Source organism: Hyphomicrobium sp. 01T421 (assembly GCF_056398805.1).
Window position 1 is genome coordinate 2,513,064 of sequence record NZ_JBFTQC010000001.1, and the last position, 24,234, is coordinate 2,537,297.

Annotated in this window: 25 protein-coding genes and 1 pseudogene; 16 read left to right on the forward strand and 10 right to left on the reverse strand. The window is 59.4% G+C overall.

Translation table 11 applies throughout. From position 1 onward, the window contains the following. Nucleotides 1–126: 126 nt before the first annotated feature. From AC1DK3_RS11580 to AC1DK3_RS11610, 7 genes are all read left to right on the forward strand, one after another. Entirely contained in the window at nucleotides 127–2,043 is a 1,917-nt protein-coding gene (locus AC1DK3_RS11580; RefSeq protein WP_477192344.1) for a potassium transporter Kup, read from the forward strand. Between the two features lie 171 nt (nucleotides 2,044–2,214). After that, the gene (locus AC1DK3_RS11585) at nucleotides 2,215–2,358 is read left to right on the forward strand and encodes an aa3-type cytochrome c oxidase subunit IV (protein WP_477192345.1); all 144 of its coding nucleotides are present in this window, start codon (nucleotides 2,215–2,217) and stop codon (nucleotides 2,356–2,358) included. Between the two features lie 109 nt (nucleotides 2,359–2,467). Beyond that, entirely contained in the window at nucleotides 2,468–3,607 is a 1,140-nt protein-coding gene (locus tag AC1DK3_RS11590; RefSeq protein WP_477192346.1) for a Re/Si-specific NAD(P)(+) transhydrogenase subunit alpha, read from the forward strand. Nucleotides 3,608–3,618: 11 nt separating this feature from the next. Next, the gene (locus tag AC1DK3_RS11595) at nucleotides 3,619–4,017 is read left to right on the forward strand and encodes a proton-translocating transhydrogenase family protein (protein ID WP_339082234.1); all 399 of its coding nucleotides are present in this window, start codon (nucleotides 3,619–3,621) and stop codon (nucleotides 4,015–4,017) included. A gap of 74 nt (nucleotides 4,018–4,091) precedes the next feature. Then, nucleotides 4,092–5,510, forward strand: coding sequence for an NAD(P)(+) transhydrogenase (Re/Si-specific) subunit beta (locus tag AC1DK3_RS11600; RefSeq protein WP_477192347.1), 1,419 nt, complete (start codon nucleotides 4,092–4,094; stop codon nucleotides 5,508–5,510). Between the two features lie 125 nt (nucleotides 5,511–5,635). Further along, entirely contained in the window at nucleotides 5,636–7,024 is a 1,389-nt protein-coding gene (locus AC1DK3_RS11605) for a YiiX/YebB-like N1pC/P60 family cysteine hydrolase (RefSeq protein WP_477192348.1), read from the forward strand. A gap of 12 nt (nucleotides 7,025–7,036) precedes the next feature. After that, nucleotides 7,037–7,861 carry an alpha/beta hydrolase gene (locus AC1DK3_RS11610; RefSeq protein WP_477192349.1) on the forward strand — a complete coding sequence of 275 codons (825 nt, stop codon included), beginning with the start codon at nucleotides 7,037–7,039 and terminating at the stop codon, nucleotides 7,859–7,861. Between the two features lie 201 nt (nucleotides 7,862–8,062). On the opposite strand, the pseudogene rpsU reads toward AC1DK3_RS11610, so the two are convergent. Further along, nucleotides 8,063–8,353 (reverse strand): annotated as a pseudogene (gene rpsU / locus AC1DK3_RS11615) (30S ribosomal protein S21); the annotation flags it as partial. Between the two features lie 290 nt (nucleotides 8,354–8,643). On the opposite strand from rpsU, the gene AC1DK3_RS11620 reads away from it, so the two are divergent. Next, a complete protein-coding gene (locus tag AC1DK3_RS11620; RefSeq protein WP_477192350.1) occupies nucleotides 8,644–9,198 on the forward strand; it encodes a DUF4440 domain-containing protein in 555 nt (184 codons plus the stop codon). A 40-nt stretch (nucleotides 9,199–9,238) separates the two neighbouring features. Here AC1DK3_RS11620 and AC1DK3_RS11625 read toward each other — a convergent pair whose 3' ends face one another. Next, nucleotides 9,239–10,612 carry a glycoside hydrolase family 3 N-terminal domain-containing protein gene (locus tag AC1DK3_RS11625; protein ID WP_477192351.1) on the reverse strand — a complete coding sequence of 458 codons (1,374 nt, stop codon included), beginning with the start codon at nucleotides 10,610–10,612 and terminating at the stop codon, nucleotides 9,239–9,241. Between the two features lie 99 nt (nucleotides 10,613–10,711). Next, on the reverse strand, nucleotides 10,712–11,566 hold the full coding sequence (locus AC1DK3_RS11630; protein WP_477192352.1) for a transporter substrate-binding domain-containing protein: 855 nt from the start codon (nucleotides 11,564–11,566) through the stop codon (nucleotides 10,712–10,714). 140 nt (nucleotides 11,567–11,706) lie between these two features. On the opposite strand from AC1DK3_RS11630, the gene AC1DK3_RS11635 reads away from it, so the two are divergent. Beyond that, nucleotides 11,707–13,230 carry a glycosyltransferase gene (locus tag AC1DK3_RS11635; RefSeq protein ID WP_477192353.1) on the forward strand — a complete coding sequence of 508 codons (1,524 nt, stop codon included), beginning with the start codon at nucleotides 11,707–11,709 and terminating at the stop codon, nucleotides 13,228–13,230. Between the two features lie 30 nt (nucleotides 13,231–13,260). Here AC1DK3_RS11635 and AC1DK3_RS11640 read toward each other — a convergent pair whose 3' ends face one another. Next, complete coding sequence (locus tag AC1DK3_RS11640) at nucleotides 13,261–13,611, reverse strand: DUF3175 domain-containing protein (RefSeq protein WP_477192354.1); 351 nt, start codon at nucleotides 13,609–13,611, stop codon at nucleotides 13,261–13,263. Nucleotides 13,612–13,823: 212 nt separating this feature from the next. Here AC1DK3_RS11640 and AC1DK3_RS11645 point away from each other — a divergent pair, with 212 nt between their 5' ends. Beyond that, nucleotides 13,824–15,023, forward strand: a complete 1,200-nt coding sequence (locus tag AC1DK3_RS11645; RefSeq protein WP_477192355.1) for a class I SAM-dependent methyltransferase — start codon at nucleotides 13,824–13,826, stop codon at nucleotides 15,021–15,023. 15 nt (nucleotides 15,024–15,038) lie between these two features. Here the strand turns inward: AC1DK3_RS11645 and AC1DK3_RS11650 are convergent, their stop codons facing one another. The 4 genes from AC1DK3_RS11650 to AC1DK3_RS11665 all read right to left on the reverse strand — a co-directional run bounded on the left by AC1DK3_RS11650 (nucleotide 15,039) and on the right by AC1DK3_RS11665 (nucleotide 16,786). Beyond that, complete coding sequence (locus AC1DK3_RS11650; RefSeq protein ID WP_477192356.1) at nucleotides 15,039–15,776, reverse strand: lysophospholipid acyltransferase family protein; 738 nt, start codon at nucleotides 15,774–15,776, stop codon at nucleotides 15,039–15,041. 168 nt (nucleotides 15,777–15,944) lie between these two features. Beyond that, nucleotides 15,945–16,091: a hypothetical protein gene (locus tag AC1DK3_RS11655; RefSeq protein WP_477192357.1), complete on the reverse strand. Its 147-nt coding sequence runs from the start codon at nucleotides 16,089–16,091 to the stop codon at nucleotides 15,945–15,947. Nucleotides 16,092–16,404: 313 nt separating this feature from the next. Continuing rightward, nucleotides 16,405–16,542 carry a hypothetical protein gene (locus AC1DK3_RS11660; protein WP_477192358.1) on the reverse strand — a complete coding sequence of 46 codons (138 nt, stop codon included), beginning with the start codon at nucleotides 16,540–16,542 and terminating at the stop codon, nucleotides 16,405–16,407. A gap of 19 nt (nucleotides 16,543–16,561) precedes the next feature. Next, complete coding sequence (locus tag AC1DK3_RS11665) at nucleotides 16,562–16,786, reverse strand: hypothetical protein (RefSeq protein WP_477192359.1); 225 nt, start codon at nucleotides 16,784–16,786, stop codon at nucleotides 16,562–16,564. An 848-nt stretch (nucleotides 16,787–17,634) separates the two neighbouring features. Between AC1DK3_RS11665 and AC1DK3_RS11670 the strand changes: the two genes are divergently transcribed. The 3 genes from AC1DK3_RS11670 (at nucleotide 17,635) to AC1DK3_RS11680 (ending at nucleotide 18,870) form a co-directional block, all read left to right on the forward strand. Beyond that, on the forward strand, nucleotides 17,635–17,862 hold the full coding sequence (locus AC1DK3_RS11670; RefSeq protein WP_477192360.1) for a hypothetical protein: 228 nt from the start codon (nucleotides 17,635–17,637) through the stop codon (nucleotides 17,860–17,862). A 433-nt stretch (nucleotides 17,863–18,295) separates the two neighbouring features. Further along, on the forward strand, nucleotides 18,296–18,583 hold the full coding sequence (locus tag AC1DK3_RS11675) for a hypothetical protein (protein WP_477192361.1): 288 nt from the start codon (nucleotides 18,296–18,298) through the stop codon (nucleotides 18,581–18,583). A gap of 92 nt (nucleotides 18,584–18,675) precedes the next feature. Next, the gene (locus AC1DK3_RS11680) at nucleotides 18,676–18,870 is read left to right on the forward strand and encodes a hypothetical protein (RefSeq protein WP_477192362.1); all 195 of its coding nucleotides are present in this window, start codon (nucleotides 18,676–18,678) and stop codon (nucleotides 18,868–18,870) included. Nucleotides 18,871–20,110: 1,240 nt separating this feature from the next. Here AC1DK3_RS11680 and AC1DK3_RS11685 read toward each other — a convergent pair. Then, nucleotides 20,111–20,560 (reverse strand): hypothetical protein, encoded by a 450-nt coding sequence (locus AC1DK3_RS11685; RefSeq protein ID WP_477192363.1) that lies wholly within the window; start codon nucleotides 20,558–20,560, stop codon nucleotides 20,111–20,113. Nucleotides 20,561–20,732: 172 nt separating this feature from the next. After that, nucleotides 20,733–21,656, reverse strand: coding sequence for a LysR family transcriptional regulator (locus AC1DK3_RS11690; RefSeq protein WP_477192364.1), 924 nt, complete (start codon nucleotides 21,654–21,656; stop codon nucleotides 20,733–20,735). Between the two features lie 162 nt (nucleotides 21,657–21,818). Here AC1DK3_RS11690 and AC1DK3_RS11695 point away from each other — a divergent pair, with 162 nt between their 5' ends. From AC1DK3_RS11695 to AC1DK3_RS11705, 3 genes are all read left to right on the forward strand, one after another. Continuing rightward, nucleotides 21,819–22,880, forward strand: coding sequence for an LLM class flavin-dependent oxidoreductase (locus tag AC1DK3_RS11695; RefSeq protein WP_477192365.1), 1,062 nt, complete (start codon nucleotides 21,819–21,821; stop codon nucleotides 22,878–22,880). Between the two features lie 61 nt (nucleotides 22,881–22,941). Beyond that, nucleotides 22,942–23,256 (forward strand): hypothetical protein, encoded by a 315-nt coding sequence (locus AC1DK3_RS11700; protein WP_477192366.1) that lies wholly within the window; start codon nucleotides 22,942–22,944, stop codon nucleotides 23,254–23,256. Continuing rightward, the gene (locus tag AC1DK3_RS11705) at nucleotides 23,253–24,221 is read left to right on the forward strand and encodes an ABC transporter substrate-binding protein (RefSeq protein ID WP_477192367.1); all 969 of its coding nucleotides are present in this window, start codon (nucleotides 23,253–23,255) and stop codon (nucleotides 24,219–24,221) included. Before AC1DK3_RS11700 ends, AC1DK3_RS11705 begins: the two co-directional genes overlap by 4 nt. Nucleotides 24,222–24,234 lie beyond the last annotated feature (13 nt).

Consider the following 24,234-nt stretch of genomic DNA (forward strand, 5'->3'; position numbering starts at 1 on the left):
TCAAGCGGAGAAGGGGCGTTTACGGGGGGCGGGAGGCGAATTTGCCGCTTCCCAACGACCTGAGGCGGGAGTAGAAGCCCGCCACTTTGCTGCGATGCAGCCTTAAAATAAGGTCGAGGTGCCTGAATGGCACAAGCGCCCGCTTCAGTTCAGTCCGCTGCCGAATTCGGCGCCGGCGAAGGGCATCATAGTAAGAACTTCTGGGCATTGGCAGTCGGCTCGGTCGGCGTCGTTTTTGGCGACATCGGAACCAGCCCGCTTTATGCTTTCAAGGAGGCCATAACCGCCGCCGCACATCGCGGTTTGACGACCGCCGAAGCTGCGCTTGGCGTGCTGTCCCTCATTTTCTGGGCCATGACGCTCGTCGTCACCATAAAATATGTGCTGCTGCTGCTCCGCGCCGACAACAAGGGCGAAGGCGGCATGTTCGCGCTGATGGCCCTCGGCCAGACGGTCGCCCGGCGCAGCGCCCCGTTGTTGGGCGCGCTCGGCATTGCCGGTGCATCGTTCTTCTACGGCGATGCCGTCATCACGCCGGCGATCTCGGTGCTTTCGGCAGTCGAGGGCCTCAAGCTGATTGCGCCGCAGTTCGAGCGCGCGGTCATTCCGGTCGCCGTTGTGGTTCTCGCCATACTTTTCTGGATGCAATCGCGCGGCACCGATCGGGTCGCGCGGTTTTTTGGTCCGGTCATGGTGGTCTGGTTCGTCGTGCTCGGCCTCGGCGGTCTCGCGCATATCGCCGACAATCTGCACGTGCTCTACGCGCTCAACCCTATTTACGGGATGACGTTCGTCTACCATCACGGGTTCTTGGGGCTGACGGTGATGGGCCTCGTGTTTTTGGCGTGTACCGGCGCCGAAGCGCTCTACGCCGATCTCGGGCACTTCGGCCGCCGTCCCATTACGGCGTCGTGGCTCTACTTCGTCATGCCCGCGCTCGTTCTCAATTACTTCGGGCAGGGCGCGCTCGTCATGAACGACGCGGCCGCGGTCGAGAATCCATTCTACCGCCTCTACCCCGATTTCATGCTGATCCCGATGCTCATTCTCTCGACGTTCGCAACGGTGATCGCCAGCCAAGCTGTGATAACGGGCGCATTTTCGCTCACGCGGCAGGCAATCCAGCTCGGTCTCGTGCCGCGGTTCGAGATCCGGCATACGTCCGAGAGCATGGCAGGCCAGATCTACATGCCGAGGGTCAACTGGATCCTCTTCATCGCCGTTCTGGTCGCGATTTTCGCGTTCCGCACGTCGTCCAATCTGGCGGCGGCGTACGGCGTTTCGGTTACGGCTGCCATGGTCATCGATACGCTGATGGCGTTCTTCGTCATTTGGAAGTGCTGGAAATGGCCGCTCTGGCGCGTGGCGCTCATCGTCATTCCGCTTCTGCTCATTGAACAGGCGTTCTTCTCAGCCAACATCCTGAAGCTCTTCGAAGGCGGCTGGGTGCCTCTCGCGATTGCGTGCATGCTGGCGATCATCATGTTCACCTGGGTTCGCGGAACGCGCGTTCTCGCCAAGGTCACGAAGCGCAACGAGGCGGATCTCGATTGGCTCGTGCGCAAACTCGAAGCGAAGCCACCGCATCGCGTATCGGGAACTGCCGTCTTCCTGACTGGCGATCCCTATGCCGCGCCGACGTCTATGATGCACAACCTGAAGCACAACCGGGTCATGCATGAGCGCAACATTCTGCTCTCGATCCGGACCGAGGAGACGCCCCGCATCGCGCGGCAGGAGAGGCTGACGATCGAGCGGATTTCCGATCATTTCATTCGCATCATTGCGCGTTACGGCTTCATGGAGACGCCGAGCGTTCCGAAGATCCTCGAGCACGCGCGCCGCAAAGACTGCAACATCGATATCGGCTCGACCTCATTCTTCCTGTCGAGACGGTCGTTGCGGACGACGGCGAAATCCGAAATGCCGCGTTGGCAGGAGCGCCTGTTCATCGCGCTTGCAGGAAGCGCTGAGGATGCGACGACCTATTTCCAAATTCCGACCGATCGGGTCGTCGAGGTCGGCACGCAGGTCGCGGTCTAGCGCTCCATGCCGGTTCACGTCGATTTCTCACTTCGTGCTTGGTGATTCTGCAGTTTGAGCGGCAGCGGCCGTCCAGCCCTTGTCTGCGGCGATTGAGCTGCGACACCTTGAAGCTCGCGGCGACTTAAGATACCAACCAGGAAACGAACCAACCGCCTAGGGGAGAAAGCCTTGAGCATCGATACGTCAAAGGGCAGTCCGTCCATGGACTATGAGCAGCACGTCGACACCTACGAGACGTTTCTGCGTCTATCGAAGTACGGCGTCGTTTTCGTCGTCGTCCTGTTGGCCGGAATGAAGTTCTTCTTGGTCTGACGCGCGGTTTTCCAAGCGTAACAGACACCCTCAAAACAGGGCGGGCCGATCATGGACTGCCCTTTTTCATATCGGCCGCGCAGTCCCTTCCGCTCAATTGGACCGAGACATGGTTACGATAACTGTTACCACTGAACCGGCCGACGAGCCGCGCGTTGCGGTTTCGCCCGACACTGTCAAAAAGTTCTCAGCCCTCGGCGCGCGCGTGCGCATAGAGCAGGGTGCGGGTCTCAGATCTCGTTTCTCCGATGACGCCTATCGGGCCCAGGGCGCCGAGATCGTCAGCCGGGCTGACGCGCTCTCCGGCGCCGATATTCTGCTCGCCGTGCGCCGGCCATCCGCCGAAGATATCCGGGCCTTGAAGCCGGGCGCGATTGTCGCCGGGATGATCGATCCGTTCGGCGAACGAGCGGGTCTTGAAGCGCTCGCGGGCAGCGGCGGTACGGTGTTTTCCATGGAGCTGATGCCGCGGACGACGCGCGCCCAATCAATGGACGTGCTGTCGAGCCAGGCCAATCTCGCGGGCTACAAAGCCGTCGTCGACGGTGCCGCGATGTTCGGGCAGGCGCTGCCGTTGATGATGACGCCGGCTGGCACGGTGCCCGCGGCGAAAGCCTTCATCATGGGCGTCGGCGTTGCCGGGCTGCAGGCCATCGCCACGGCGCGGCGGCTCGGCGCGCAGGTGACCGCAACGGACGTGCGTCCGGCGACGAAAGAGCAGGTTCAGTCGCTTGGTGCGAAGTTCATCGCGGTCGAGGACGATGAATTCAAGCAGGCGCAGACGGCTGCCGGATATGCGAAGCCGATGAGCGCCGAATATCAGGCGAAGCAGGCCGAGCTTGTCGCGAACCACATCAAGAACCAGGACCTCGTGATTACGACGGCGCTCATTCCCGGGCGTCCGGCGCCGAAGCTCATCACGCGTGCGATGATCGAAAGCATGAAGCCGGGGTCCATCATCGTCGATCTTGCGGCCGAACGGGGCGGCAACACGGAGCTGACCGAAGCGGGCAAGACCATCGAGACGCCGAACGGCGTCAAGATTTTCGGGCCGCTCAATCTCGCCGGTACGATCGCGGTCAATGCCTCGAGTTTGTACGCACGTAACCTCTTGGCCTTCATCGAAACGATGATCGACAAGAAGGAAAAGACGCTTGCGGTCAATTGGGACGACGAGTTGATCAAGGGGACTTTGGTCGCCAAGGACGGTCAGCTCGTGCATCCGAATTTCGCGACGAAGACGGTATGAGGAGCCTCGCCATGCGCGTGACGACACCGCTTTTTGCTGCGCTTGCAGTGTTCTTCTTTTCCGCATCGTCGGCGTTCGCGGCCGAAGGCGCGCTGATCAGCCCTTCTGTCTACGAATTCATGGTCTTCGTGATCGCGGTATTCGTCGGCTACTACGTCGTCTGGTCGGTTACGCCCGCTCTGCACACGCCGCTGATGAGCGTCACCAACGCGATTTCATCGGTCATCGTGGTTGGCGCGCTTCTCGCGGTCGGCGTTTCGTTGACCTCGTCCGACAGCAGCATTGCCAAGGTGTTCGGCTTCCTCGCGCTGACGATGGCGTCGGTCAACATCTTCGGCGGCTTCCTCGTCACCAACCGCATGCTTGCGATGTACAAGAAAAAGGACGCGCCGGCGAAGAAGGACGGCTGACGCTCTCTCTCTCTTGAACTGCGCAACGAGAAACGCCGAAGACATTCGACATTAGGCCCCGGGGAATCGATCCAATGTCCGCAAACGTCGCCGCACTGCTCTACCTCGCCGCCGGCGTTCTCTTCATTCTGGCGCTCAGAGGATTGTCGAGCCCGGCGACCTCGCGGCAGGGCAATCTCTACGGCATGATCGGCATGACGATCGCCATCCTGACGACGCTCGGCCTTGCGGAGCCGACAGCGACGTCCTGGATCCTCATCGTACTCGGCCTCGGCATCGGCGGTTTCATCGGCGCCAAGACGGCGCGCGAAATCCCGATGACGATGATGCCCGAGCTCGTCGCGGCCTTTCACTCGCTCGTTGGCCTCGCTGCAGTGTTCGTGGCGGCCAGCGCGCTTTATGCGCCGTCGGCGTTCGGTATCCTCGTCGATCCTGCAGATCCGAGTTTCGGCGTCAAAGCCGGCAGCCTTCTCGAGATGTCGCTCGGCGTTGCCATTGGCGCCATCACATTCACGGGCTCGGTGATCGCGTTTTCGAAACTCTCAGGGCGGATGTCCGGCAAGCCGATCCTGTTGCCGATGCGGCATGTCATCAACGGCGGCCTCGCCCTGCTTCTGATTTTCGTTATCTACAGCTTCATCATGTCCGCCGGTTCGGCATGGCTGTTCTGGCTGGTCGTTCTTCTGGCCCTCCTGCTCGGCGTATTGATCATCATCCCGATTGGCGGCGCGGACATGCCGGTCGTCGTGTCGATGCTCAACTCGTATTCGGGCTGGGCTGCCGCCGGCATCGGGTTCACGCTCGGCAATGTCGCGCTGATCATCACCGGCGCACTCGTCGGATCGTCGGGCGCCATTCTTTCCTACATCATGTGCAAGGCCATGAACCGGCAATTCCTGTCCGTCATCGCGGGCGGGTTCGGCGGTGAGACGGTCGCTGCCGCTGCGGGCGGAGGCGAACAGAAGCCCGTGAAGCTCGGGTCGGCGGAAGACGCGGCTTACGTCATGAAGAACTCCGCAAAGGTCATCATCGTGCCGGGGTACGGCATGGCCGTGGCGCAGGCTCAGCACGCCCTTCGCGAGATGGGAGATTCCCTCAAGAAAGCCGGCGTCGAAGTGAAATACGCCATTCACCCGGTCGCGGGCCGTATGCCGGGGCACATGAACGTGCTGCTGGCGGAAGCCAACGTACCCTACGACGAGGTTTTCGAACTCGAGGACATCAACAGCGAGTTCGCGCAGGCCGATGCCGTGTACGTCATCGGGGCGAACGACGTCGTCAACCCGGCGGCCGAAGACGACAAGTCATCGCCCATTTACGGCATGCCCGTGCTCCAGGTCTGGAAGGCGGGGACGGTGTTCTTCAACAAGCGCTCGCTGGCTTCCGGCTATGCTGGCATCGACAACCCGGTATTTTACCGCGACAACACCGTCATGGTGCTCGGCGACGCCAAGAAAATGACGGAAGAGATCGTTAAGGCTCTGGCTGAGTAGAGATCCCAGCGGGCTTAGGGGCAGATCGGCAACATGCGCTTGCCGATCGATAGGTTGCCCGGCAGCGCCGGATTTGGTCTGCTATAGCTTCTGCATCAGTTGAATGCAGGTTTGAGGGTTTTTCCGTGTTGGCTCCCGTGGCGTCGGCGTCTTTCGAAAAAGATATCGAGCACATCGAAATCCTTGCGGCGACGCCGGTCACGAGTGCGGACCTCTTGGCGCGCAATCTCCAGTATATCTACGAGCGAGCGGCGAAAGCGCGTTTTGACGATTACCAGGTCGCGGAGATTGCGAAGAACGCGCAGAGCCTGATGTACCGGCTGTTCGATCTCCGGGTCGGCCTGCGCAATCATCTCCAGCACTACGAAATGCTAGGGCTGATGACGCCTGACGTGACGCAGGGCTTTCGCGACGTGTTTCGCGTGCTCCGCTATGTCTCCGACATGCTCGGCGAGATCACCACCGGGCATCCGCGCGTGGCCGAGGGTGGCTATCTGCTGCGCGGGTTCACCGGCTCGGACAACAATACGCTCGTGAATTATCCGTTCTACCGGAGCGGCACCGCGCAGCATTTCCGGTCGGGTGACGTCATTCTGGTTCGCGGTACGGCTCACAACAGTGCTGCCATCGCGCGGATCGGCGATGTCGACAGCCAGTTCAGCCACATCGGCATCGTATATATCGACCCGGCCGGCGATCACTGGATGGTCGAAAGCCTGATCGAAGACGGCGCGGTCATCAATCCACTGGCGAAAGCGCTCGATCACAACATCGTCCGCGCGGTGCTCTATCGCAATCGCGATGCGGACCTGGCCGCGCGGGCCGCCAAATGCATCTTCGATTATGTTGCCGCGTCGCGCGCGAAGGGCGGCAAACGCATCCTCTACGATTTTTCGATGCGGACCGACGACACACGCAACCTGTTCTGCTCGAAGCTCGTTAGGCTTGCCTATGAGCAGGGCAGCTTCGGGATGTTCAAACTGCCGACCTATCCGACCAAGATCGCGCGGAAAAACAAAGACTTTCTCGACCGAGTCGGTGTTGCGACGGATCTGACGTTCGCGCCGGCCGACATCGATATGGAATCGGGTTTCGACCTCGTCGCGGAATGGCAGGATTACCGAGAGACCGCGGGCATTCGGCTCCAAGATTTCACGATGGACAAGCTGTTCGAATGGATGGAGCGCTTCAACTACCGGTTCGAAGAGACGGCTGCGATCAAGCTCGTCTCGGTGCTCGGGCGGTTCGCCTCGCATTTTTCGGAGAGCGCAAAGGATGTTCTTTCCTCGGTATTCCCGCGCGTTCCGGTCAATATGCCGAGGAAGACCGTGGCCGTCGTCGCGATGCTGCACAAGACGGCCGAGCCCATCTATCACGAACTGCTGAAACTCAATCAGGATGCGGTCGCCGATACCGGCGTGCCGTTGCATGGTCTTGACGTGTTGGCGGCGCTCGAAAAAATTCGGGAACGGGAGGGCAACAGGATTGGCTACCTTGTCCGGCGCGGTCGCTAGCACAAGCTCGGTATGCTTCTGATACTTAAAGCCGTCGTTGCGACTGCCGCGGCTATTTACGCGGCAGCTGTGGGAGTCATGTTCATCGCTCAGCGCCAGTTCATCTATTTCCCCGATCCGGCGCGGACAACGCCGGCGGCTGCGAGCCTGCCGCATGTATCGGAGCGGATACTATCGACGCCGGACGGCGAAAAGATCGTCGCCTGGTATGGCAAGGCGAAACCCGGGCAGCCGACCATTCTCTATTTCCACGGCAACGGCGGTGCGCTGGAACTGAGGCGCGAAACCATTCGCCGGTATCTCGAGCGCGGACGCGGGATGTTCATGATGGCGTACCGGGGTTACAGCGGGTCCACGGGTCAGCCCTCCGAGACGGCCAACGTCGCCGATGCGAAGCTTGCCTATGAGACGCTGGTCAAAGAGGGCGTCAGTCCGGACGACATTATTCTGTATGGAGAGTCGCTCGGCAGCGGCGTTGCTATTCAGGTCGCGCGCGAGAACAAAGTGGCGGGCGTGATTTTGGATAGCCCCTATACGTCGATCGTTGAACTCGCCTCGATGTATTATCCGTGGCTGCCGGTCAGTTGGCTGCTGAAGGATCGCTACGACTCGATCGGCTATATCCGCGATGTTCACGCGCCGCTTTTCATCCTGCATGGCGAAGCCGATGACATCGTGCCGGTAGAGATGGGGAAGCGGCTATTCCAGGCTGCCAACGAACCCAAAGAGATCAGGACGATACCGGGAGGCGGACACGTCATTCATGACGGGCCGTCGTTCGGCATCATCGACCACTGGATCAGCAGGCTGCGTGCGGCGCGACCGCAAAAGAACTGACGCGCCGGAAAAACGAAAAGGCCCGCGAAAATCGCGAGCCTTAAATATTCGATTAGCTAGACGTTGGGTTCAGGCGCCGCCGCTGCGGAAACCGCCGCCGCCGCCACCACCAAAGCCACCGCCGCTGCTGCCACCGCCACCGAAGCCACCGCCGCTGCTGCCGCCGCTACCAAAGCCGCCACCGCTGCTGCCGCCGAAGCCACCACCGGAACCACCGCCAGCGCCACCACGACCAGCGCCCGGGCCCTTGCCACCGGGGCCGCCACGGGCCACTACCGGCTTGCTCGGAAGGAGACCTTCACGCTGAAGCTTCTTACGTGCGAGCTTACGGGCCCGGCGGATCGCCTCGGCCTTCTCGCGTGCTCTTTTTTCTGAAGGCTTCTCAAAATGACCGCGAAGTTTCATCTCGCGGAAGACGCCCTCGCGCTGCAACTTTTTCTTAAGCGCCTTGAGAGCCTGGTCAACGTTGTTGTCGCGAACGAGAACCTGCAAGCGGTTGTATCCTCTAATGAATCCAGATTGTCGGGATGCACAAAAACACCGACGCCGGTGGTTTTGCCGCCGGGGCCCGCGCTTCTTTATCTGCGGGCCTTGTAGCAAACACAACGCTGCTTGGCAATCGGGACTGCGCGAGTGTTCGGGGGGGGGTTGTTTGTCGCGTGTAGGTGCCTGTTTTGTCGCGTGCGACTCCCCTGCGGGGAGCCGGCCGCACGCGACGGAAGCCAGGTTCGCGTTTGGGCGGGAATCGTGAAAAATCCGGGCGACTTGGAGGACTCGAAGGCATGAACGGACCCTTAACCTACAGACGCTCGCTCAGATCGCTGGCTTTCGTTTCGATCGTGAGCCTCGCGGCGGTCGCCATGTGCATCCATGCGGCACCGGTGCAGGCGGATGCGGCGTGCGCGAAGCTCTCGGACGTCGAGATCGTTCAGCTCCTCAATAGGTGGAGGGTGGAATTTGCGAGCGGCGATCCGGCGCGGCTCTCCGCGCTTTACGCGAAAGATGCGACGCTGACCGCGAGCAAGGGGAACCTTCAGCAAGGCACCGAGGCGATCCGCTCGTACTATAGGGATCTGCTCGCCAAGCATCCGGTGATTTCAATCAGGCCTTCGTCGCTGACGTCGGACTGCAGTGCCGCGACGGTCAATGGTCCGGTCGTCTACCGGCTCAGCGGCGAGCGCAAGGGAACGCGTACATTGCTTGGTGGAATTTATTCGATGAAGTACGCGCTGCGCGGCGACCGTTGGTGGATTGTGAGCCATTTCCTAGCGGCCGATCCGCGAGGCGCGGCCAAGCCGATAGGCAGTGCGGCAAGCAATTCGTCGCCGCCGCCGTAGCGCGCTGCTCATAAGCAGATCGGACGCGGCAGGCTCGGTATCACGGCGAGACCGAGGGGCCGAGCTGTTCAGCCTGAAGCGGTGTCGAGGGTGGAATTTCACGGTCGTCGACGAAGACGTATCGCTTCAGCCGTTCTTGGGATTCCGCCTCGCGGGCGTGTGCCATCTCACCCTTCGAGTCGGCCTCGATCAGTGCTGACATGAGGATGTCGAAGTGCGCATCGAGCGCGCAGAGGAGGATCAAGTCGATCCCAGCGTTGACGGCTTTGACCGCGGCGCCGCCGAGGCCGTCTTTCGAACCCGTCACCGCGCCCATGCTGAAATCGTCGGTAATCAGCAGCCCATCGTTTTCGAAGCGCGGTCTCATCACCGCGTTGACTACGGCATCCGAGAAGGACGCAGGCGTCGCCTTGTCGACGGCATCGACGCGTACGTGGCCGACCATGGTCGCGATGCCTGGCTGGGTCATGACGCGGCGAAACGGCAGCCAGTCACTCAGCTCAAGCTGACTTTCCTTTGCGGCGAGTTCGCCAGATGCGACGTGCGTGTCTCGCGCCACCCGGCCTAGGCCGGGGAAGTGCTTGAGCGTACAGATGATGTTGAATTTCGTCAGCGTATCGCAGTACCAGCCCGCGACCTTGGCGACGAGATAGGGGTCGCTGTCGATGGCCCGCCAGAAGATGCGTGTTTCACCATCGTCACGGGAAGCCTGCCCGAGCCGCAGATCGACAACGGGGCCGAAATTCATCGTTATGCCGAGCCGGTCGAGTTCGCGAGCTTGCGTCTCCGCATATTCGCGCACGGCTTTTTCGCGTTCGCTATCGGTCTTGAGTTTGGCGATGATCATTCCGAGTGTGGGCTGCCATTTGAGTGGCGGCGATAAACGTGAAACGTAACCGCCTTCCTGGTCGGCCGCCACGATGAGACGTGGCATACCCTGTGCTCTGCGGATGTCCTGCAGAACTTGAATGTCTTTGGCCACATCGGCGGCCTTGCGGCCACGCACGTTGTGATCGGTGATGAAGATGCCGGAGATCGCTTTTTTCTCGACGAGGGGTTTGACCTCGGAGAAGCTCGCAAAACCCACGACGAGGCGGCTGCCGAGCCGTTCGAGGCGCGCAGGATCGGATGCTAAGATCTCAGCTCTCGTCAGGAGCTTCTGCGGCCGCCTGGTGGCGGCCTCGGCGGATGCCTGGGCCGCTTTAGCCGCCGCTGCGGCAACAGCGGCCCGCCGCGCCAAGCGGTTTCGATATAGGCGGGCGGCTTTATATTTTGCGCGCGCAGATCTCGCGGAATATTTACGCGCCCCCGATTTGGAATACCCGGCATGAGCGTCTCCGCCGCCTTCAATCGGCGCGAGAAGCGCGACCGACAGGAACGCAAGAATAACGGCCCGGGCGATGGTTTGAATCATGCTCGACAAAGGTTCGCGGTTTTGAGACCCGTCCGCTGGGAGACTGCAAAAGTATTAGGCCTGCTTTTGCGCGACGCCCAGCTTCGACGATAATTAATCTCAATAAATTCTGACGGGAAAGTAGCGTTGAACGAGTTCTTCAAATCGCCCCGATGCCCTCACTCGCTCCAGAGCTTTGTTCAGCAGGAGCCTAATGCCAGGATCGGTTTTCGGAACGGCAATTGCGATGCCGTCGCCGAAGAACTTCGGTTCCAAGAAGGGTCCACCCCGCATTTCGCAACACTGACGCGATAAAGTTCCGTTCAGCCAAAAGGCGAGGGATATTCCATCGTCGAAAATGAAGTCGGCTTTGCCGGCGGCCAACGCCTCGCGGGCCAAGTCGGCGTTTTCGTAGATCGCGAGCGGGCTATCGCGGAAAAAGGCTTTTAGGAAGGCTTCGTGTGCGGTGCCGCGCGCAACGGCGATGCGCTTTCCGTCGAGGCCGCTCGGTGTCATCTCGACTTGGGGCTGCTCCTTGCGTCCAGCGAACCGTCCGGGGGTATGGAAGTAGCGATCCGTGAAGTCGACGTCTTTGAGTGCTGCGCCCGTCACCTTGTGAGCGGCGATGACGGCGTCGGCTTCGCCCTTTTTCAGGCCTGCGAAAAGATCCTCCCAAGGACGGGCCTTGATATCGCAGGACGTACCGAGCTCCAGGCAAATGGCGCGTGCGAGATCGATGTTGAATCCGACCAGCACGCCGTCCTCGTCATAGAAGTTGAAGGGCGGGAAATCACTATCGGTCAGAAACCGAATGACGACCCGGCGCGTGGGTGCGGTGTCAGTCGCTGTTTCCGTGGCCGCTGCTGCAACTCGTATCGGCCCCGCATTTTCGGAGAAGGCGGAGACGGCACAGCCGAGCGCCAACGTCACGACGGCGGTAAAAGCAAGGAGGGCGTTCTGGACTCGTCTCTGCATCTTCATCCGCTCTTCTTGCTCCCCTCGCGGACAGATCGCAAATCCGCGCGTCTTCCAGCTTTCAAATCTGCACACCTTGAGCATATACTTTGTCACTGGCTGGGCGAGGGCGGTCGCCGTGGGGGCCAACCAGGGGCTAAATGTTTGGGGCTCGGTCAAAAACGCCGACTGCGACTGCGCGTGCCGTACGGACGTCGCGTGCTGTTGTCCGCGGACTCGGTTCGTCGCAATCGCAGTTTCAACGCGATATTGGGCAACTTGACCGCGCGGTCAACGATTTGCGGCGGCGGGCGCCGGACTTTTCCGCGGCTTCTCCGCTTCTTGCATGGCAGCGCGCATTCCTCTTCTCGGCGCTGTCGGCGCTGACGGCCGGGCTGATCCTGCTCAACGATTTCGGCCTCGTCCTCTGGTCGCTGACCATCACGTTGCCGTTCTTCATGATCTCTGCGGTTCGGCTGGTCGCGTTTTGGCAGGCGTGGAGGAACCCGAAGGGACGGCCGGAGCGGCGGTCTTTCGACCGGCGGTTCGACAGCCGGTTGCCGACGTTCTCCGTGCTCATCCCTCTCTACCGGGAAGTTGCCGTGGTGCCGGGCTTGCTCGATGCGCTTGCGCGTCTTGATTATCCCAGCGAACTCCTCGAAATACTTTTCATCACCGAGGCGGACGATCAGGCGACACGGCGAGCGATCGCGAACGCCGGGCTTTATCCGAACATGAGAACGGTAACGGTTCCGCAGGGGCAGCCCAAAACGAAGCCGCGGGCGCTGAACTACGCTTTGCAGGATGCGCGCGGCGCGCTCGTGGTGGTCTTCGATGCCGAGGACGTTCCGGACGCTGATCAGCTTCGCCGCGCGGCTCACGCCTTTATTGAAGGCGGACCGCGTCTTGCGTGCGTGCAAGCGCGGCTGTCGGTCTCGAACATCGACGAGTCCTTTTTCAGCCGGCAGTTCGCGCTCGAATACGCGGCGCTCTTCCGGGGCTTGCTTCCGGCGTTGGACTATCTCAGGTGGCCCATTCCTCTCGGCGGAACGTCAAATCATTTCCGGCGCGACGTTCTTCTCAAATGCGGGGGATGGGATCCATTCAACGTCACAGAGGATGCCGATCTCGGAATTCGCCTGGCTCGCCTCGGGTACGAAGTGTCTCTCGTCGACTCGGAGACGATGGAAGAGGCCCCGACGACGTGGCGTGCGTGGCTCGGTCAGCGTACACGCTGGATCAAGGGCTGGATGCAGACGTATCTCGTTCACATGCGCCGCCCCTCCCGGCTTTGGCGCGATCTCGGTCCGTGGAAGTTTGCCGGCTTCCAGGTGACGATCTGCGCCATGCTCGTTTCGATGCTCTGCCATCCGTGGTTCTATGTTCTGGCCGCGATATACAGCGTGCTGGGAATAGGGGTTCTGCCCGAGAGCGATTTTCTGCTTTGGCTGTGCGGAGCCAACCTCGCGACGGGTTATCTTTCCGCCGCGTCGCTCATCGTTATTACGTCCGCCGGGTCGGGCACGTCGCGACGTCTCTTCTCCATTTTGTTTCTGCCGGTCTATTGGCTCGCGATTTCATTTGCCGCTTATCGCGCGGTTCTCGATTTGATGCTTCGGCCTTTCTATTGGGAGAAGACCACACACGGGGTCAGCCGGGTTCGAACTCCTGGCAAGCGTGTGTAACGCACAAGCGAAAATGATTATTTCGTCTCATTATTTCGTCCGGCCAAATGCCTTGCGCAATTCGTCTTTGGCGCGATCCAATGTCTGCCGGCGTTTGGCGGTCAGGTTCTTGCCTGCACGATTAATATAAAGGTTGAGCATCGACATCGCCGATTGGAACGGCGTCGTTTTTCGCCGGTGACTGCGTTCTGCTGAACGCTTCAGTGATTGGGCGATTTCCGCCGGTTTGCGAGCGAACACGTGGTTTTCGAGATCGAGTGCGTCGCTGTGCTCGGTGACCTCCGCGGACCAGAGGTGTTTCGGCCGGCTCTGTCCGCCGCTCTTGCGCTCCGCTTTCCGGCGATCGGCTTCCGGCTTGGAATTTTTTTCGCGCTGGGGCAAACTACAATCCTTTAGAGTGATTTTACTGCGTTGATCCAATGCACGTGAAAAACCGAAGTTAGTCGCCTAAGTTCCGAATACCGGGGAGCCTTCGCCAGGAACCAAAGGGCCTTTCCGGTCGTTATTTTTAACGTTTGTGCGCAAACTATGCGGCCCGGCCGATGAAACGTGCGTTGCAATCGCTTGTACGCCAATGCGTCCGTGAGGGCTCGTTGACGCTCGAATTTCCCGGAGGTGACCGCGTCTCGGCCGGCGACGGTACGGGCCTGCCCCTGAAAGTGCGCTTGACGGATTCAAAAGCGGCTTTGAAACTTTTGTTCCATCCAGAGATGGCGCTCGGCGAGCTTTTCACCGATGGCCGATTAGAAGTGTCGGGCGGTTCCGTTTACGATTTGCTCGAGCTCTTGGGGCGCAACCTTCACAGCCTGACGCCGCCCCAGTTCGGACGCCTTCGCAATGTCTTGCGCACAACGGTCGGGCAGTGGACGCGGCGGAACTCGGAACGACTGGCGCGTAAAAACGTCCATTACCATTACGACATCGACGATCGAATCTATGAATTGTTTCTCGATGTCGACCGGCAATATTCATGCGCTTATTTCGAGGCTCCCGGGCAAAGCTTGGATGCCGCTCAACTGGCCAAGAAGCGGCACATAGCTGCAAAGCTTCTCATTCCGCCGGGAGCTAAAATTCTCGATATCGGGAGCGGGTGGGGTGGATTGGCGCTTTATCTTGCCGACATCGATGGCGCGGACGTTACCGGTTTGACGCTATCGCCCGAGCAGCTGAAGGTCGCGGAACGGCGGGGCAGGGAGCGAGGTCTCAGTTCCCGGGTTCACTTCCGGTTGGAAGACTACCGGGCGCTGCATGAGTCATTCGACCGAATTGTCTCCGTCGGCATGTTCGAGCACGTCGGTCCGAAGGACTACGATACCTACTTCGACATCGTTCGGCGGAGCCTCAACGATAACGGCGTGGCGTTGCTGCATTCGATCGGGCGCATCGACGGCCGGTGCGCGATCAACCCGTGGTTTGCAAAATATATCTTTCCAGGCAGCTACCTCCCGTCGCTTGCGGAGGTTCTTCCGTCCATCGAAAGATCGGGTCTTATCGTTACCGATATCGAGATCCTCCGGCTTCACTACGCCGATACGCTTGCCGCTTGGCGAAGCCGGTTTATGGCGAGGCGCGCAGAAGCCGCCTCCGTGCTCGACGAACGTTTCTGCCGGATGTGGGAATACTATCTGGCAGCGGCGGAAGCCGGTTTCCGCTACGGGGGCCTCGTCGTCTTTCAGATACAGCTTGCGAAGACGATCGACGCCGTTCCGCGTGTCCGCAATTACATGGCAGCCGAAGAGGAAAGGTTGCGCCAGCGCGAAGAGGACAAGGGCCGAAGCGTGGCAGCCGAGTGACTTCGCAGCGCTAATTCAGCCGTTGCGACTTGACGTCGTGCCAGCCGGCTCCACATCCATCCTCGGCTCGGCCGCCTGAGCTATTTCATAAGCTCTGCTCGTCACTGCGTTCAGAGACTTCTCAACTTGGCGCCGTTTGCGTTCGATTTCGTTTTCATCGGCATCCGCTGCGACGAAAATCGGATCGCCGGCGACAAGGGCGAGTTTGGAGAACGGAAGATTGATCGTCATCCGGCTCCAGGAGTTGAGCACGATGAATCTCGAGGTGGCGGCGGCGACGGGAATGATCGGGCGGCCGGAGAGGCGGGCTAATGCAACAATGCCATTGCCCGCATGGCGCGGCCGGGAGGGGGGAACGTCAGCCGTCATCGCGACGATGGTCCCCTCTTCGAGTGCCCGCACTGCCGCTCGAAGCGCGTATGCGCCGCCGCGATCCCTTTTTCGGTGACCTGCACCGGCGCCACGAATTGCCGAGATGCCGAATTTGCTCAAAAAGTGCGCCACGATCTCACCGTCGCCGTGACGCGAGACCATCGCCGCCACGGCGTACTCGCGCGTGTTGAGATCAGCCAGCATCATAAATTGGCCGTGCCACATCGCCATGATGAAGGGTGCCTCGGCGCGCAGATCATCGAAAAAAGTGGAGGGCTGGTAGACGGGTCGCGACGTCTTTTTAACCGCGTTGATCAATCCGGCTACGATGCGGCCAGCGATCCCCGCCAGAATCTTATTTTTTTTCGATACACGGGTCATTTGGTTTTAACCGGCGTGCTGCGTTGTCAGAATTGGCCGCGAGAAAACGAGCCTCGCGTCAATCCAAAAGTAGCGAATTCATGCGAGGACGCAATTGTCCCCCGGTCGGCCGCAGTTGCTAGTGTTGGGATAAAACTTTCGAGCAACAATGCTCACTTCGACAACGCTTCAGCCGAGCATTTCGATGCCGAGGCTTATGAGGACCGCGAGCGTTGTCGAGGCGACGACGCAGATCAGAGCTATGAAAACATAGTATCCGTCGGAGGCTTGATGCTTGACCTCATCGAACCGGATTTTTCCTGCATGCTTCGGCATACTAAAACTCAAAGGTAGTTGCGGCCTCGTAACGAACTCGGCCACATAAAGCTCCCGTTAGGTACATTCAAGTTGGTGCGACCGAATTGCACGAATGCGTGCGGCACATATTCACGCATTGAGCACGTGGCGTCGTTGCTCGCTTGTCGTCGACATCCGTGATCGGCGGTAACCAATCTCACGGCGACGTTCATCCGAAATTCAGAAGCAAAATCAGAAGAAAAGCAGGCGCGGCATGGAGCTCAACATGCTCGCGCACAGCATTTTACGGGGTGACGTAATGGAAAAATTTCGCGTGGTCGTGTGGTGTCAGTCATGCCGTGGTGACGATGAGGGATGCTTTGGCGGAGGGACTGGATTGCTCGATGGCGCCTTCGAGTCGTGGGAGGATGCCGACAAGGCCGGTGTTCGCTACTGCGCCGAGCTGCCGTACCAATATCGTATCGTCCACACCGGATCGTTGCAGGTTTTTACGCCCGCATCAGATCACTTTGCCGGCTCAATGCCTCTTTGAGCGTTTGCTGGGCCATCTGCAGTTTGCGGATCATGTCTTCGTAATCAACAGCGGACTCGAGCGCTTCGGCAATTAGATAGTCGGCCTGCTCGAGTTTGGCTTCGAGGCGCGCAATGCGGGACCGCGCATCGAAAAGCTCCGCTGGCTGATTATTGCTTACCGCAATGCTTTCATAGGTCATGGCACGCTCCCAGTGGCACGTTCCGGCGCACGTCGCTAGGCAACGTGTCAGGGACACGAGGGTTCCTCGAGGCCGCAGCACAACCGCGGAACATCGCCGATCAGGGCCTTGGCGGGCGGTTCCAACGAACCGCCGCGCCTCCGAGGTATTCTGGCGGGGCTTCTCAGGCTGCTTGGTTCAACATAGCGGCGCGAAATTTCGATATGTCGCGCTCGCCTCGATCGGCAATGGCGCAGAGACGCTGAACGACATCATCAGTCGAAAGTTCAGGGCGGTGGCTTCGTGCCTCAGTGAGAATTTCATTGATGATGTGCGCGAGCTTTTTCAACTCGTCCGAACTGTAACAAGTGTTCTGCATGTGGTTCCTAAGCCAACGGAATGCCGGCTCGTCCGCACCGAGCCGGCACCCTAACGAGCGGGGCTGACGCCTCGCTCGGGAGCCAAAAACGCGTTTGATGACTGGTGGTTCCCGCATGCGCGTTTTCGCGCGCTGAGTGGCCGTCCGGCCGCATCGGCTGTGGCCGCAGCAGCGCAGCACCAAGGTATCGCGCAGGTTGGGCTTGACCATCCGTACCCAAATCAGATTGCTTATCGGATGCCGACAGCAGCGTATGTGCTGAGTAGTTGTTGCCCATGAATCTACATGGCAATCTCTACCCCGAGGTTTGATCGGCAGCTGACAGAACCGCGCCGTCCCCAAATGGTTCTGTCCATGAGCGATAAGCTCAAAGAAGAGAGCGGCTTAAATGTCCGCTCTCTTTTTCTTTATAAGTATCCTCTGGGCGCTCCGAGGAACCTCGTTCAGTCAGCACCGTTATTCTCCTGAGGAACGTTTGGAGGATAACGCCATGGCGTTAGACCAAAACCGCGATTTTATAGATGTCGCAGACGAAGCTATCGCGCGACGCGATGCGCGACGCGTGATCCTTGTCGGCGTACTTGCCTTATTCGTTCTCGGCGTCGTGCTTTTTTCGGTGTTGATGTACGGGCGCATCCTTACCGATGACGCGGGCATTGTTTCGGCATTCCCGGCTGCGTCGGTGGCGCTCGACGGACCGACGCATAGCAAGCATTAACCGAGGAGATTGGATCATGGCTTTGTGGAGCGAAGGCCGAGGTCTAGATGAAGTCGTTCGCAGAACCGACAACACGTTGAACGTTCTTGTCGCGTTATTGTTGGTGGCGTTCGCATTGGCGGCCGGAAGTTATTATTATGGGCAGATGAATCCAAGGGTCCCGCCCGCGGCGATCAATGCTCCTGCTCCTGCTCCGGCTCCGGCGGCTCACCCGGATGTGGTTCATCCTTCTACAACGCAACCGGCGCCTTGATGCGGCATGCACTCGCCGAAAAGACCGGCTTCCATTCGGCGTTTCACGACGACCGCGGCGTCGAGAAATTGCGGCGGGTCCGTGAACGGATGTTCAGCTTGAATACATTCTCGTAAGCGCACACATTTTGCAAATTTTCGCGTTAGAGGTCTCCTTGTTTCTAAGCAATGGAGACACCCAATGAGAAAAGTCGTGTTCGGATTAATTGCAATCAGCAGCAGCTTGATCGCGACGTCGGCGTTGGCCGAGCCAGCTTTCCCGACGAAGGCACCTGCCGCTCAATCCATGGTGCAGAAAGCCGACTACTATCGCTGGCACCGCCGTTGGCACGGCGGGCAACGTTTCTATGGTGGTCCTGGATGGGGCTATGGATACGGCGGTTGCTACGGTGCTCGGCATCTCTGTGCCGATCGTTGGGGGTGGGGCGGCCCCGGATTCCGGCGCTGCATGTGGCGTCACGGCTGCTAACAGCGGTCTGCAAATTTGAATTTCGAGGTCGGGAGGGGCCGCTTTTCCTCCCGGCCTTTTTTTAATGCGGCGTCTGAAGTTTTGAATTCGCGATGACAAGAAAAAATCTGCTCCAGCTGTTTTTTATGCGGGTGATCGAGCGCCTCGATGGCAATCGAAATGCAATTTGTTTTTGGTTGATTTATCGTGTGCGGCGCGTCATGGACAGCGGCCCAAAGGTGAGCGCCGGTGAACCCGATGTTCAGCGCGATGTCCAGTTTTCGATCCTCTTTTGGAAGTGCCGTTAGAGTCTCCCTGCTTCCAAGTGAAGGAGAGGCCTAATGAGAAAATTCGTGTTCGGGTGTATCGCATTCAGCAGCGGCGTTATCGCGACGGCCGTAGTCGCCGCGCCAAAGATTCCAACTGCGCCAACTGCTCAATCAATGGTTCAGCAGGCTCAAAAGTTCGGTTGGCCCGACCGTCCGGGTGGTCCCGGTCCTGAACCAGGTCCGGGATGGGCTGCAGGTTACAACTCTTGCGATGAGGCGCAGCAAATCTGTGCTCAGCAATGGATTCCTGGTGGCGGGCCGTACAACGTCTGCATGGCATCGCGCGGCTGCCAATAGGTGGAAAATCGAAAATTGAATTTCGGGGCCGGGAGGGTTTGCCTTTCCGGCCCTTTCTGTTGATCGCTGCCGACAACTTCTGCCGGCGATGGTGTCTGCTCGAAAAAAATCCGGCTTCGGTAATGGTGCGCGCTCGATTCTCAGCGCCAGAATTTCCGCGGCCTGCGGATCAAAGGAGAGCGACTGTGAACCCGATGTTCAGCTTGGAAGCCGCGAATTCCATACTCCCTCTGGTGCGCCGTTAGAGTCTTCCTGCTTTCAAGCAATGGAGACGCGCAATGAGAAAAATTGTGTTCGGGTTTATTGCGTTCAGCAGCAGCGTCATCGCGACGGTTGCAGTCGCAGAGCCAAGGCTCACGACGGCGCCTACTGTCTCGCCAATGATTCAGCAGGCGCAGGGAGGTCCGCCGCCTCCGCCGCCGGGTGTCGGACCACCGCCTCCTCCTCCGGGCGGTCCTGCATGGGGATGCGATTCCGTGCAGCAAATGTGCACCAATCAATGGGGCATGGGCGGCTTCTGGTTCAACCGATGCATGTGGCTACGGGGGTGCTGATCGGTGCCAGCTGAAGGCGTGTTTCGCGGCCGGGGCGGTGACGTCTTCCCGGCCGCTTTCTCGGGGGAAGCTTGTAACGCATGATCCGTTAGCTGAAGATATGCTGAACATCAGGTGCCGAGAAAACGCGAGGGAGCGGATAAATTACTTTGCATCACGAGACGCTTCGACGTTTTCGCGCGTGCATGTGCTAGAAATGATGGGGGTTACGTTGGAGGGGTGGCTACCATGCTTGAGGATATCAAGATGGTTTTGGCACTGGGCGTGCCATTCGTTTTAGGGATCTATTTGATTTCTCTTCTGCGGCATGACTCGGTGAGAAGGAAGCGAAAGGCCAAATAGCAGGCCAGCCTTTCGCTCCGTGTGGCCTACTGTTTTTGCTGGGTGGTCAGCTCGTTCCACTTGTCTCCGAGCTGTTTCTTGAGATCGTCAACCTTCTTGGAGGCCTCATCCGTCTTGGCTGTGAACGCGGCGCGGGCAGCGGTGTAGTCGGCGTCCGGAAGTTCGAACTCCGTCATGAACGGGCAACCGCCATGACTGAGATTTGGCGCGGCGTAGCGAACGCGAGTCGTCGCCGGTGCAGCGCCCGGCCCGACCTTCATGATGACCGCATCCTTCTCCAAATGGCACTTGTCGCCCTTCGCAAGTTTCTTCATGTCGACGGTGACGAACTTGCCGCCTTCGTTGAGCAAGGTGACGTCCATCGCACTCGGCATAAACGCCAACTCGATGCCGGCGTCTGCGTCAGCCGCGTGCGCCGAGAATGGCATTGCTACTGCGGCAACAACTACGAGTATTTGCTTGGTCAGAAATTTCATCGGTGGCGATCCTCTTTATCGTTCATCAGTGCAAAGCGGTGACGCGCTGGAGCAAATGCTTTGGGCATTTCATATGTCGACAATATGTACGTTCAGACTGCGTCCGTAAATATTCTCAGATCCGGCGAATTTCCCCGTCGGGTGCCCCAATAGCCGCCGGCGGACGCCGTTGTCAGGTCAGGGTGCCGGCCTTCTGGTCGAAGCTCGAAAGCGCCCTCGCTGCCGACGACGGAATTGATTCCAACTCGATCTGTTCCGCGCGGTTGATGGCGGCGATGAAACTATCGACGAAAGTCCGCCGGTCGCCGGCTTCGAGTAGCGCTGCGTCGAAGACAGCGTAGATGCCGACGTCGAACACGGGCGCGCGGGGAACGGGATGGAGCCGCCCCGGCAACGCGTTGATCCAACGGTGAGGCAAGTAGGCTGAACCGCCCACACGCAAGATATAGTCGAGTGCAGCATCGCCGTCGCTGAATGTTACGATCGGCGTGTCGTCGACAGGATAGGCACGAAAGACCTCATCGCTGAATTTGCGCCCCCAATCGATGTACACGTACTTCGGATCCCATCGGACGAGTTCTCGCCGTATCGTGGACGCGAGCACGAGTTCATCCGTCAGCAGCCTGGTGGCCGACCAGCCGACTTTCAGCGCCGGTTCATGAAAAATTGCGACGTCGACTTCGCCGGCATTCAGCTTGGCCGCTGTTGTCGCGGGATCGGCGACGATTGCGTTGATCGCGACGGTTGGCTCCTGACGTTGAAACGACGCGAGGTAGGAGGCCATCAGATCCCCCCATATGACGGGTGACGCGGCGATCGTCAGAATGCCGTTGAAGCCTTTGGGCAAAGCTATTTCGCGGCGCGCCTTGTGCCAGTTGCGCACGACGGACTGGGCATAGGGCAGGAACACGCTTCCTGCCTGGGTCAAGGTTACGCTCGTGCGCGAACGGCGAAACAGGCGTTGGCCAAGACTGTCTTCCAGCATTTGGATGCGGGCGCTGACGGTCGATGGCGTGACGCAAAGCACTTCCGATGCGCGAAAGAAATTCCCCGCTTCGGCGATCTTTACGAACGTCTCGAGGGCTTCGATCTGCATCCACACGATCCTTGCCTTGAGGCAGCAGCCGACGAGCGGGTGTTGCACTGCGATATCGACAGTTCGACAAAGTCGAATGATTTATATCAATAAAATCGCTTTATCGATCTTTCAAGCCTTCATAACGTGCCCTGCATGGTCGCTTGCAGGTTGGATAAGTGGATGCGCTTCAACTACTTCCTCACGACGTTCCTTCCCAGAAAAGACTACGGCGGCGATCGTCTTTATCGGGAAGTGATCGAGCAAGCCGTGCATGCCGACGCCCTTGGGTACGATGCCGTTTCGATCCCCGAGCACCACCTCATCAACCTTCTGATCATCCCGTCGCCACTCCAGATGGCGACCAAAATCGCGACGTTGACGCGAAACATCGACGTCGTCATCTCGATCTCGGTTCTGCCGATCCGCGATATGCGCGTGTTTGCCGGTGAGGTCGTTCAGGCGGACATTCTTTGCGACAACCGCTTGGTGCTGGGCGTGGGACGTGGAGCGTTCGCGGCGGAGCTGACCGGCCTTGGGGTGGAACTTTCGGAGACGCCCAAGAAGTTCGCGGAATCGCTCGCTGTGCTCGAGGCGCTGCTGACGCGCGAGAACGTCTCGTGGGACGGCGCTTACTACAAGTTCGACGGAATAACCGTGATGCCGCGCCCGGAGCGGCCGGTCCCGATCATGATCGCTACGATAACGCCGGATGCGATTTATAATTACGCCAAGCGCGGGTACGACATTCAGACGACGCCACTCAATTCGTCGTTCGATGTGCTTCTCGAACAGGTCAATGCCTTCAGGAAGGGCAGGAGCGAGGCCCCGGTGGGTGTGCGTTCGCCGAAGCTGTCGCTGCAGCGAGTCATTTATCTGGCTCGCGACGACACTGAAGCCCGTCGCATCGGGCACTCCGTCTACGATTATTATAAGCGCTTCGACAACGTGTTCAGCGGGCCGGGTGTTCTCCGCGACGGCATGGTCGAAGCGTTGCCTCGCAAGCAGCAGTTCGAGGAGATGATGGACAATCTCCTGATCTGTACGAAATCGCGAATGCTTGAAAGTCTGTCGAAGTATGCCGAAGCGGGCATTGACGAAGTCATCATGAGCTCGGGCTTCGGTCTGCCGCAAGCGGACATGCTCGACATGATGGAACGCTTCGCGACGGAAATCATGCCCCACTTCAAGCCGGCGAAACAAGCGCGGCTGGATGCAGCCGTCTCATCGGCGCAGATCGGATAAATCACTCATGTCGCGACGAATGAAAACTCTACCCGCAGGTCTAACTCCATAAGGTAACGCATTGGCATCTGCAGCGCCTCAACGCAAACTCGTCGTCATCCGCGCGCGGTCCAGTCGCCGCGCGGTGCCGGCAAAGCAGTCGGCTGCTGACGAAAGAACTCCGGTGATCGAGTTTCATTCGGTGGATGGCGGCTCCGCGCTGCTCATGCCCGCAACTCTCACCGACCCATTCTATTCCCTGCAATACGATTGGGATTTTTCAGCCGAGCGCCAACCCCTTCTGGCTTCTAGCCGCCTTCCCGCGGAAAGTGCGGAAGCGGTTCGTGCCTTGAACTGTACGGGCCTTCAACGTCAAGCCGAAATGGAGCGGACATGATCAGGAAGTTCACGCGTGCCCTTGCGATAGTGACTGCGGCGTCCGGGTTCGCGGCGGCAGCCTCTGCCGGGGATTGGAAGCCGGAGTCGGCCGACCCCATCAAGCTTACAATCAACGAATGGACCGGCCAGACGATCACCACGCACATTGCGGGGAAGATCCTGAAAAACATGGGCTACAACGTCGAGTTCGTCGTGGCGGGCTATTTCCCGCAGATGACGGCGTTGCAAGACGGTAGTGTCACCGCGGCGCTCGAGATCTGGACGACCAATATCGGCGATGCCTACGATAAGGCGCTCGAGACGAAGAAGGTCGTCGATGTGGGCGGCCTTGGGATCAAGCCCGTCGAGACCTGGTTCTATCCCGCCTATATGGAAGAGACGTGCCCGGGCTTGCCTGATTGGAAGGCACTCAAGAATTGCGCGGCCGTGTTTGCGACCCCCGACACGGCGCCGGATGGCCGGTTCCTCGATTATCCCGCCGACTGGGGAACGACGAACAAGGACAGAATAAAAGCTCTCGACTTGCCCTTCGTTTCAATTCCGGCCGGTAGCGAAGGCGCGATCGTCGCCGAGATCAAATCGGCGTTCGCCAAGAAAACGCCGCTGCTCGTGATGTGGTACAAGCCCCACTGGGTCTACGGCAAATACGATCTTCGCCAAGTCGAGCTGCCGCCCTATCAGGATGGATGTTTCGACAAACCTGAGGTCGGCCTCAATCCGAATGCGACATACGACTGCGACTTCGTTCGTGGCGATGTGAGGAAGGTCGCCTGGGTCGGGATGGCCGAGAAGTGGCCTGCCGCGGTGAAGCTCATCTCGTCTCTGAAATTCACGAACGACGAGCAAATCGAGATGATTACCAAGATCGATGAAGGCGGCGCCTCCCTCGACGCCGTCACCACCGATTGGCTAGCGGCAAACGAAAAAACCTGGAAGGGTTGGGTTGCCGACGCGGAGAAGTAGTGCCGGGCGGCAA